Source organism: Mycolicibacterium vinylchloridicum (assembly GCF_013404075.1).
Classification (GTDB): Bacteria; Actinomycetota; Actinomycetes; order Mycobacteriales; family Mycobacteriaceae; genus Mycobacterium; species Mycobacterium vinylchloridicum.
In genome coordinates this window covers 378,534-388,241 of sequence record NZ_JACBJQ010000001.1, presented here as the reverse complement: position 1 = coordinate 388,241, position 9,708 = coordinate 378,534, and the positions used below count along the sequence as shown (strand labels likewise).

The window sequence follows — 9,708 nt, the reverse complement described above, 5'->3', positions numbered from 1 at the left end:
CCGCGGACCGTCTTCGTGACGCCCGCCCCGCAGGCTCCCGCGCCCGCCGCGCCCGCGCCTGCCGCCCCCGCGCCCGCCCCGGAGGCTCCGCCACCCGCCCCGGCGCCGGTCGCGCCGGTGATCCCGGCTCCGATCATCGCGCCGCCGGTGATCGTCCTGCCGCCGATCCTGCCGCCGTTCATCCGGCCGCCGCGGGCTCCGCACTACCCGACGTACCCGTCGTCGCCGAGCTATCCCACGCAGCCGTCCACGCCGACCCAACCGTCGACGCCCACCCAGCCCACGACACCGTCGACGCCGTCGGTGCCGCAAGAGCCGTCGTACCCCACCCAGTCCCCGCAACAGCCGTCGTCGCCGGTCATCACCGAGGTCCCACAGAGTCCCCCTAGCGCGGCCGCCGGTTCGGGCGGTTACGGCTCGGGTTCCGGCGGCTACGGCGGTGGCGGCTATGGATCGGGCGGTTCGAGCTCGAGCTCAGGGGGTTCGGGATCCTCAGGGTCTGAGGGCGGCTCGCGTTCGAGCGGATCCGGCGGATCGCGCAGCTCCGGCGGCAGTTCGGGCAGCAGCCCGTTGTGGCCCTGGCCTGGTATGGGGCACTGAACGAGGTCCGAGTTCACCGGGAGTTAGCCTCGCGCTAAGTGTCGCGATGCGGTCAGATCATCGTGGCTGCCTATAGAGGGCAGTATGCGATGCACAGTCTTTGGCACCGGTTATCTCGGCGCAACCCACGCCGCCGGGATGGCCGAGCTGGGTCATGAGGTGGTCGGGATCGATATCGATCCCGGCAAGATCGCCAAACTGTCCTCCGGCGACATCCCGTTCTACGAGCCCGGTCTGGCAAAGATGTTGCAGGACAATCTCTCTGCCGGTCGTCTGCAGTTCACCACCGACTACGACGCGGCCGCAGATTTCGCCGATGTACATTTCCTCGGCGTCGGAACCCCGCAGAAAAAGGGCGAATACGGCGCGGATCTGCGCCACGTCAACGCCGTGATCGACGAGCTGGTGCCCCGGTTGACCAGGCCCGCCGTGATCGTCGGCAAGTCGACGGTTCCGGTGGGCACTGCCGCCGAACTGGGCCGGCGGGCGAAATCGCTGGCACGTGATGGTGTGGATGTCGAAATCGCCTGGAATCCGGAGTTTCTCCGCGAGGGATTCGCCGTGCAGGACACCCTGCACCCGGACCGGATCGTCGTTGGCGTGCAGCCCGATTCGAGCCGCGCCGAGGCGGTGCTGCGGGAGATGTACGCCCCGCTGCTGGCCGAGGACATCCCGTTCCTGCTGACCGACCTGCAGACCGCCGAGCTCGTCAAGGTGTCGGCCAATGCCTTTCTGGCCACCAAGATCTCGTTCATCAACGCCATCTCCGAGGTGTGCGAGGCCGCCGGCGCGGACGTCCGCATGCTGGCCGACGCGCTGGGTCACGACCCGCGCATCGGGCGCCGATTCCTCAACGCGGGACTGGGTTTCGGCGGCGGCTGCCTGCCCAAAGACATTCGTGCCTTCATGGCCCGTGCCGGTGAGCTGGGCGCCAACCACGCGCTGACCTTCTTGCGCGAGGTCGACAGCATCAACATGCGCAGGCGCACCCGGATGGTCGAATTGGCCACCACCGCATGCGGTGGCTCGCTCCTGGGGGCCAACGTGGCGGTGCTCGGTGCGGCGTTCAAACCCGAGTCCGACGACGTACGGGATTCCCCGGCGCTCAACGTCGCCGGGCTGTTGCAGCTCAACGGCGCCACCGTGAACGTCTACGACCCCAAGGCGATGGAGAACTCGCAGCGCCTCTTCCCGACGCTGACCTACTCGACCTCTGCCCTGGAGGCCTGCGACCGCGCCGACGCCGTGCTGGTGGCCACCGAATGGCAGGAGTTCGTCGACCTCGACCCGGAGGAACTGGCGCAGCACGTTCGGACCAGAGTCATTGTGGACGGCCGCAATTGCCTCGACCTCGCGCGCTGGGCCGCGGCGGGATGGAACGTTTACGCCTTGGGTCGCCCGGTTCTGACGTAGGTTCTCCTTCGTGGACTTCACAACCGCACTGATCGCTGAAAACGCCGCATTCGCTGACCTTCTGCGCGACGCCGACCTCTCCACGCTGGTGCCGACCTGCCCGGAGTGGACGCTCGAACAATTGATGCGCCACGTCGGGCGCGGCGACCGGTGGTGCGCCCAGATCGTCGCCGAGCAGTCGATGGAGTTCATCGATCCGCGCACGGTCGCAGGCGGCAAGCCGCCGGAGGGCCGGGACAACGAGATCGAGTGGCTGCTCGACGGTCCGCGCAAGCTGATCGACGCCGTCGCGCAGACCGGCGCCGACACCGAGGTGTGGACGTTCCTGGGCCCGCGTCCTGCCACCTGGTGGATCCGGCGCCGCCTGCACGAGGTCGTCGTCCATCGCGCCGACGCCGCCATCGCGTTGGGTCGGTCGTTCGAGGTGGACCCCGCGGTGGCCGCCGACGCCGTCACCGAGTGGTTGGAGCGGGTGGTCATCCAGGCCGACGAGGAAGGTCCCGCCGGCGGTGACCGCCCGCTGGGTGACGGCCAGTCGCTGCACTTGCACGCCACCGAGCCCGACCTCGGCGAGGCCGGCGAGTGGACGATCTTGGGGCGTCCCGACGGCATCGCCCTCGACCACGAACACGGCAAGGCCACCACCGCGCTGAAGGGCCCGGCGCGCAGCCTGCTGTTGGCCGTCGTGCGCCGGAGCACTGCCGCGGGCGAGGGCCTGGAGGTATTCGGCGACGCGGGAGTCTGGGACACCTGGTTGGCCCGCACGCCCTTCTAGACCGGTAGTTTTAGCGAAATGAGCACTTCGGAGATCGCCACCGTCCTGGCCTGGCATGACGCGCTGAGCACCGCGGACCTCGACACCCTGGTCTCGCTGTCCAGCGACGACATCGAGATCGGCGATGCCGACGGCGCCGCTCAAGGTCATGCCGCGCTGCGGGACTGGGCGCAGCGTTCTGCGGGACCTGTCGAAGTCGGCGAGATCTACTACCGCGACGGCGTTGTCGTCGTCGAAGAGCGACGGCCCGCGGGTACCGCGGCGGCAGCCTTCCGAGTGGTGCACGATCACGTCACCTCGGCGTTCCGTCACGACGACCTGGCCGCGGCGCTGGCGGCCACCGACATGTCCGACGAAGACCTGCAGGCCTGACCGACTTGCGCGGAATCATCCTGGCGGGGGGGTCAGGCACGCGGCTGTATCCGATCACGATGGGGCCCAGCAAGCAGCTGCTGCCCGTGTTCGACAAGCCGATGATCTACTACCCGCTGTGCACGCTCATGATGGCGGGCATCCGAGACATCCTGGTGATCACCACCGGTCGCGACGCACCCGCCTTTCATCGACTGCTCGGTGACGGCTCGCGCCTGGGCATCAACCTCAGCTATGCGGTCCAGGATCGGCCCGATGGGCTGGCACAGGCGTTCCTGATCGGGGCCGACCACATCGGCACCGGTCCCGTCGCACTTGTGTTGGGCGACAACATCTTCTACGGACCTGGTGTCGGCACCAGCCTAAGCCGGTTCCGAAATATCCAGGGTGCGGCCATCTTCGCCTACCGGGTCGCCGATCCGTCGGCCTACGGTGTGATCGAGTTCGCCGCCGACGGCACCGCGCTGTCACTCGAGGAGAAGCCGGCGCGGCCGAAGTCGAACTACGCCGTGCCGGGGCTGTACTTCTACGACAACGACGTCATCGAGATCGCCCGCGGGCTGCGGCCCTCGTCGCGCGGCGAGCTGGAGATCACCGAAGTCAACCAGACCTATCTCGACCAGGGCCGACTGGTGGTCGAGGTGCTGCCGCGCGGAAGCGCCTGGCTGGACACCGGAACCTTCGACTCCCTCTTGGATGCAAGCGATTTCGTACGCACCATCGAATACCGCCAAGGGCTCAAGGTGTCCTGCCCGGAAGAGGTGGCCTGGCGGATGGGTTTCATCGACGACGAGCAACTGGCCCGCTGCGGCGCCGAACTGGTCAAGTCAGGCTATGGCGGTTACCTGTTGAAGCTGCTGGACCAGGGGTAGCCAAGACCGCGGCGATCGCGGTGGTCAGCGGTACCGACAAGGCCAGCGCGATACCACCCACCGCGGACCGGGCGATCTCGATGGCCACGCCCTCACTGGTCAGCACATCGAACAGCGAACGGTTGGCCACACTGAACAACAGCAGCAGCGGCAGCGAGCTGCCCGCATAGGCCAGCACCAGGGTGTACACCGTGCTGGCGATGTGATCGCTGCCGATGCGCATGGCGCGCAGGAAGATCTGGCGACGCGACCCGTGTCCGACGTTCGCGAGTTCGAACACCGCCGAGGCCTGGGTGATGGTCACGTCGTTGAGCACGCCCAGTGAGCCGATGATGAATCCGGCCAGCAGGAGGCCCTGGATCGACACGTGGCCCATGTACGCGGCGACCTCGTTGTTCTGGTCTTCGGACAGGCCGGTGAGATGAACGAGATCGATTGCCGCCCAGGACAGTCCCGCCGCGAACAGCATTGCGGTCAAGGTGCCCAGCAGGGCCGCGCTGGTACGCAGACTGACACCGTGCGCCAGATAGATGACGGCAAAGAGGATGACCGACGAGGCCACCAGTGCCGCGGGAACCGCCGGGGAGCCGTCGCGCAACGACGGGAGCAGGAAGACAACCAGCACCACGAAGGCCACGATGATCCCGACCAGCGCCCGCAGTCCACGCCAACGCGCCACTGCCACAATGACGATCGCGAACACTGCGGCCAGTGCGATCAGCGGCCAGGTGCGCTCGTAATCGTAGAACGCATAGCTGGTCGCACCCTGCTGGTCGACCTGTCGGAAGATGCGAATCGTGTCGCCCGCCGACAGATTCGGCTGACCTGGGCCGGGGGAGAACTCCAGCATCGTCGACGCACCCTGGTTCGGTCCGCTGTCGATCGCCACCATGGTCTGCACGCAGGTGCCGCTGCCGGACATGCCGGGGGCCGGTGATGCGGTGAGCACCTGGCCGGCCGACGGGCTGCCGCAGTCCGCCAGGCTACTCGAGGTCACATGCCCGCCCTCGGTGGTGACCGCACCGCCTGCACCGTTCTGGAACGGCAGCGGAATGTCGACCTTGGAGCCGCTCGGCCACAGCAGGACCGCCGCGATGACGGTTGCCAGCGCGATCACGCCCAGTGCGATGACCACGATCCGGGCCGCCAGTGGGCTCAGTGGAGCCGGCCCAGTGTGTGAATGCGAATGCGTCACCCGGACAGGGTAGAGCCGTTGCATGGGCGAAGGCTGGCGGGTGTGAGTCGCCACGGGCTGAAGAGTTAGGTAGTCGGCTACTCAACCACGCCTGCTGAAGTGCCCTCATTCTGACGTCAGCGAGCGTCAGGAGGAGCCGGTGGCCATAGTCGGGGACCATGCGATTGTGCTCGGGGCCAGCATGAGTGGTCTGCTGGCCGCGAGAGTGCTCAGCGAGTTCTACCGAACCGTCACGGTGGTAGAACGCGACGTACCGCCCGAGGGGCCACTGAATCGGCGCGGCGTACCCCAGGGCCGCCACGTGCATGCCCTGCTCGGTCGCGGTGGCCAGGTCATCGACGAGCTGTTTCCGGGTTTCCTGCGGGAACTCGCCGACGACGGTGCCGTCACGCTCGACGACGGCGATTTCTCCAAGATCTACATCTCCTTCGGTGGCCATGTGCTGGCCCGGTCGGGGTTTGCGCAACGAACCGACGCGCCGATGTACCTGTCGAGCAGGCCGTTCCTGGAATATCACGTTCGATGTCGCCTGCGGGCTGTCCCCAACGTGACGATCCTCGACGGGCACGATGTCGTCGACCTGATTGCGACCCCCGATCGGGCGCGGGTTGCCGGGGTGCTGGTGGCGAGTCGGGCCGGTGATTCCGAGCGGCGGTTGACCGGGGACCTGATCGTCGACGCGATGGGTCGAGGATCACGGACCCCTGCGTTCTTGGCGGGTGCCGGGTACGAACGTCCCGTCGAAGACCACGTCGTCGTGCGCACGACGTATGCCAGCCAGCTGATGCGGATACCCTCGGCAACCGTGGAACGCATGGTCGTGATCGGCGCCGCACCGGGGAGGCCGCGGGGACTGTTCCTGTCGAGCTACGAGAACGACCAGTGGATGTTCACCGTGTGGGGGATGTTGGGAAACGAGCCGCCCGGCGAGCTGGCCGGGATGCTGGATTTCGCAGCGGATTACGCGCCTGCCCACGTGTTGGCGGCGGCGCGGGCCGGCACACCGCTGGGCGAGGTGGTGCGCCATCGGATGCCGTCCAGCCAGTGGCGGCGGTACGACAAGCTGCGCCGGTTCCCGGACGGCCTCGTGGTGTGCGGGGATGCGATCTGCAGCTTCAATCCTGTTTACGGACAAGGGATGACGGTCGCGGCGCTGGATGCTCTTGCGCTGCGGGAGTGTCTACGCTCAGGCGGCCTAAACGATCTGCCACGGCGGTACTTCCGCAAGGCGGCGAAATCGATTGCCGTGGCATGGCAAATGGCGGCAGGCAATGACCTGGCTTTCCCCGAGGTCGAGGGGCGGCGTTCGATCGCGACGCGGGTGGCGAACCGGTGCTCGGACTGGGTGCTCGGAGTGTGTTCATACGACATCGTCGTCGCCGAGAAATTCTTCCGGGTCAACAACTTTCTCGACTCGCCATTGCGGCTTGCGCACCCGGCGTTCATCTTTCGGCTGGCGACGGCCAAGCTACGCCGGCGGCGCCGGGATGAGCTACTGCCGGTAGCTGGCCAGAAAGTTGCCTAGCCGTTCGATCGCCCTGGTCAGATCGCGCGACCACGGCAGCGTGACGATCCGCAGGTGATCAGGTGCCGGCCAGTTGAAGCCGGTGCCCTGGGTTACCAGGATCTTCTCTTGCAGAAGCAGATCCAACACCAGCTGCTCGTCGTCGCGGATGTCGTGCACCTCGGGGTCCAACCGCGGGAACGCATACAGCGCCCCGGCGGGCTTGACGCACGACACCCCGGGGATCTCGTTGAGCCTGCTCCAGGCGACGTCGCGCTGCTCGAGCAGCCGGCCACCCGGCAGGACGAGATCGTCGATGCTCTGGTGTCCACCCAACGCGACCTGAATGGCATGTTGCGCAGGCACATTCGGGCACAGCCGCATATTGGCCAACAGGCTGATGCCCTCGATGAAACTGCTGGCGTGTTCCTTGGGGCCGGTGATGACCAGCCAGCCCGAGCGATAGCCGGCCACCCGGTAGGCCTTGGACAGCCCGTTGAACGTCAGGGTCAGCAGGTCCGGCGCCAGCGAAGCCAGGCTGATGTGCTTGGCGTCGTCGTAGAGGATCTTGTCGTAGATCTCGTCGGCCAGCAGCAACAGTTGATGCTTGCGCGCCAATTCGACCATCTGCTGCAGGATTTCGCGGCTGTACACCGCGCCGGTCGGGTTGTTCGGGTTGATCACCACGAGCGCCTTGGTGCGGTCGGTGATCTTGGATTCCAGGTCGGCGACGTCGGGCATCCAGCCGTTGGTCTCGTCGCACAGGTAGTGCACCGGGGTGCCGCCGGCCAGCGCGGTCGATGCGGTCCACAGCGGATAGTCCGGCGCGGGGATGAGCACCTGGTCGCCGTTGTCGAGCAACGCCTGCAGGGTCATCGTGATGAGCTCGGAGACACCGTTGCCGAGGTAGACGTCGTCGATGTCGAAGCGGGGGAAGTTCTCGACCAGCTCGTAGCGGGTGAAGACCGCGCGGCGGGCGCTGACGATGCCCTTGGAGTCGGAGTAGCCCTGTGCGTCGGGCAACGCGGCGATCATGTCGCGCATGATCACGTCGGGCGCTTCGAAGCCGAACGGCGCGGGGTTGCCGATGTTCAGCTTGAGGATGCGGTGACCCTCGTTCTCCAGCCGGTTGGCGTGCTCGTGGATCGGCCCGCGGATCTCGTAGAGCACGTCCTGCAGCTTGGTCGACTGCGTGAACGTGCGCGGACGAGGATGCTGGCTCGTGCCGTGCCACGGTAACTGGTGAGTAGTCACGCCGATGATTGTCCCATTCTTTGGCAACCGGGTTTTCTCCGTGACCGATTGTGGCTTTGCTGCGCTGCGCGGAAGTCACGATTGAGGGACACCTCGGATACAACTGTGACTCTGCTGTGTAGTCGCGCTGGTTGGCGGTGAAATGACTGCTAGCTTGAGCCGTTACCACCGGCCCGACGGCGCAAAGGGATGACCGTGAAGATCACACGCTTGTTGACGACTGCTGCCGCGACGGCAGCCGCGCTGAGCTTTGCTGCTTCCGCATCTGCCGATCCAGCACTGATCAACGGCACCTACGCCGTCAAGGGTGGTGACGACGGGGCGGTGGTGACCGCGACGTCCACCTGCCCCGTGGCGGTCAACGGCTGCACCGCCAACCTGACCAGCACCGTTGGCTGGACCAGCGTGGCCACCTTTACCGACGGCCGCTGGAACTTCACCGTCACCAAGCCTGACGGGATCGTCTGTGACAACGGCAGCTACGCCCCAGTCCGGATCGCCTACTCGGTCGATGCCGCCACCATGACCGGGACCATCACCGCGGACTCCAACGGCGACTGCCCGGGCGGCCAGATCACGCAGGCGCCGTTCCAGCTCACCAAGGTCGGCTGACAGCTAATTTCTGGCTTGACATTCGATGTAATTTCTCGAAGCGCTGGACGTGCCCGGCTGCTTCCGGGCAGAGTTGCGAGCAACGAAACTGTGACATTGCTGTGAGGTGCGTTACCCGCATCGGATGATGTGATAAGCCGCTACGCTGGGCGAGTGATTGGTCACTCCAGTGTCTTTCAGCCCCTCCTCCGCTCGGCTGTCATCGGCGTGCTGACGGCGGCAATCCTAAGCCTCACCGCCTGCGGTTCATCGACGCCCTCTCAGTCGGGGGCCTCTTCGACACCAACGCCTTCTGACCAGACTCAGGCTTCTCCGTCGCCGGGAGCCCCAACGACTCCGCCACCGCCTGGGCCTCCAAAAGTCACAGTGCAGGGCGCTGTCGCCGCGATCGCCCAAAACAACGTCACGGTGACGACGAAGACTGGCCCCAGCAAGGTAGATATCCTGCCTACGACCAAGGTGTTGCAAGACACCCCAGGCCAACTCAGTGACATCACCAGCGGCAGCTGCGTCGCGATCAAGCGCGCGGCCGCCGCGCCTGGCGGACCGCCAGGGCCTGCCGCAAACGTCACCATCAGTGCCGCCCCGACGAACGGAAAGTGCTGGCAATCCAGCGACCCTAAAGCGTCGTCGGGTGCCGTGACCGCAGTTAATGGTCAGACTGTCTTGGTGGCTGACACCACCGGCGCGCCGACCGCGATTCCCGTCAACGATAAGACGAGGTACGTCAAGCGCGCCACCACCACTGCGTTGGCTATCACGCAGGGGTCGTGCATGATTGCGAGTGGAACTCAGGTCAACGCCGACGTCTTACAGGCGATCTCCGTTACGGTGAGCGCCGCTCCAGTCGCCGGGGTGTGCCCGGGCGTTAAGTAGCGAGCCCGGAGCTCTGATAACGCACCTTCAACATTCGCGCAACGAGTGCAACCTAGCGCTTGTGTGGTTGGCGCATGCTGTTTGCAATGCCATGACCAATAACCGGTAGTTCATCGGCATTGACTCCTCGGCGTTCGGCCGAGGCGCCGCGACGGGGTTCAGGTGCTACTGCAGGGTGCGTGCTGTAGGTGCGGCTCCGACACGAGTGGGTAACGCAGCTGGAGTCTGCGTGACA

Annotated in this window: 9 protein-coding genes and 1 pseudogene; 8 read left to right on the top strand and 2 right to left on the bottom strand. The window is 66.2% G+C overall.

All coding sequences use genetic code 11. The features are described from left to right. From HPC46_RS01925 to rfbA, 5 genes and pseudogenes are all read left to right on the top strand, one after another. Positions 1-600: pseudogene (locus HPC46_RS01925) on the top strand (DUF7159 family protein); the annotation flags it as partial. Between the two features lie 84 nt (positions 601-684). Continuing rightward, complete coding sequence (locus HPC46_RS01920) at positions 685-2,013, top strand: UDP-glucose dehydrogenase family protein (protein ID WP_179466509.1); 1,329 nt, start codon at positions 685-687, stop codon at positions 2,011-2,013. Positions 2,014-2,023: 10 nt separating this feature from the next. Further along, positions 2,024-2,788: a maleylpyruvate isomerase family mycothiol-dependent enzyme gene (locus HPC46_RS01915; protein WP_179466508.1), complete on the top strand. Its 765-nt coding sequence runs from the start codon at positions 2,024-2,026 to the stop codon at positions 2,786-2,788. 18 nt (positions 2,789-2,806) lie between these two features. Next, the gene (locus HPC46_RS01910) at positions 2,807-3,160 is read left to right on the top strand and encodes a nuclear transport factor 2 family protein (RefSeq protein ID WP_179466507.1); all 354 of its coding nucleotides are present in this window, start codon (positions 2,807-2,809) and stop codon (positions 3,158-3,160) included. A gap of 5 nt (positions 3,161-3,165) precedes the next feature. Then, on the top strand, positions 3,166-4,032 hold the full coding sequence (gene rfbA, locus HPC46_RS01905; RefSeq protein WP_179466506.1) for a glucose-1-phosphate thymidylyltransferase RfbA: 867 nt from the start codon (positions 3,166-3,168) through the stop codon (positions 4,030-4,032). Here the strand turns inward: rfbA and HPC46_RS01900 are convergent. Beyond that, the gene (locus HPC46_RS01900; protein ID WP_218893530.1) at positions 3,983-5,251 is read right to left on the bottom strand and encodes a YibE/F family protein; all 1,269 of its coding nucleotides are present in this window, start codon (positions 5,249-5,251) and stop codon (positions 3,983-3,985) included. The genes rfbA and HPC46_RS01900 overlap by 50 nt on opposite strands. A gap of 115 nt (positions 5,252-5,366) precedes the next feature. Here HPC46_RS01900 and HPC46_RS01895 point away from each other — a divergent pair, with 115 nt between their 5' ends. Continuing rightward, complete coding sequence (locus HPC46_RS01895) at positions 5,367-6,752, top strand: FAD-dependent oxidoreductase (RefSeq protein ID WP_179466504.1); 1,386 nt, start codon at positions 5,367-5,369, stop codon at positions 6,750-6,752. Here the strand turns inward: HPC46_RS01895 and HPC46_RS01890 are convergent. Next, a complete protein-coding gene (locus tag HPC46_RS01890) occupies positions 6,720-8,012 on the bottom strand; it encodes a pyridoxal phosphate-dependent aminotransferase (protein WP_005143074.1) in 1,293 nt (430 codons plus the stop codon). The genes HPC46_RS01895 and HPC46_RS01890 overlap by 33 nt on opposite strands. A gap of 168 nt (positions 8,013-8,180) precedes the next feature. On the opposite strand from HPC46_RS01890, the gene HPC46_RS01885 reads away from it, so the two are divergent. Both HPC46_RS01885 and HPC46_RS01880 read left to right on the top strand, forming a co-directional pair. Beyond that, complete coding sequence (locus tag HPC46_RS01885) at positions 8,181-8,597, top strand: hypothetical protein (protein WP_325096536.1); 417 nt, start codon at positions 8,181-8,183, stop codon at positions 8,595-8,597. A 366-nt stretch (positions 8,598-8,963) separates the two neighbouring features. Then, complete coding sequence (locus tag HPC46_RS01880; RefSeq protein WP_179466502.1) at positions 8,964-9,473, top strand: hypothetical protein; 510 nt, start codon at positions 8,964-8,966, stop codon at positions 9,471-9,473. The last annotated feature ends 235 nt before the right edge of the window (positions 9,474-9,708 follow it).

Coding starts and splice junctions, on each gene's coding strand:
- HPC46_RS01920 (WP_179466509.1), top strand. CDS start 685: ATGCGATGCACAGTCTTTGGCACCGGTTATCTCGGCGCAACCCACGCC.
- HPC46_RS01910 (WP_179466507.1), top strand. CDS start 2,807: ATGAGCACTTCGGAGATCGCCACCGTCCTGGCCTGGCATGACGCGCTG.
- HPC46_RS01900 (WP_218893530.1), bottom strand. CDS start 5,251: ATGCAACGGCTCTACCCTGTCCGGGTGACGCATTCGCATTCACACACT.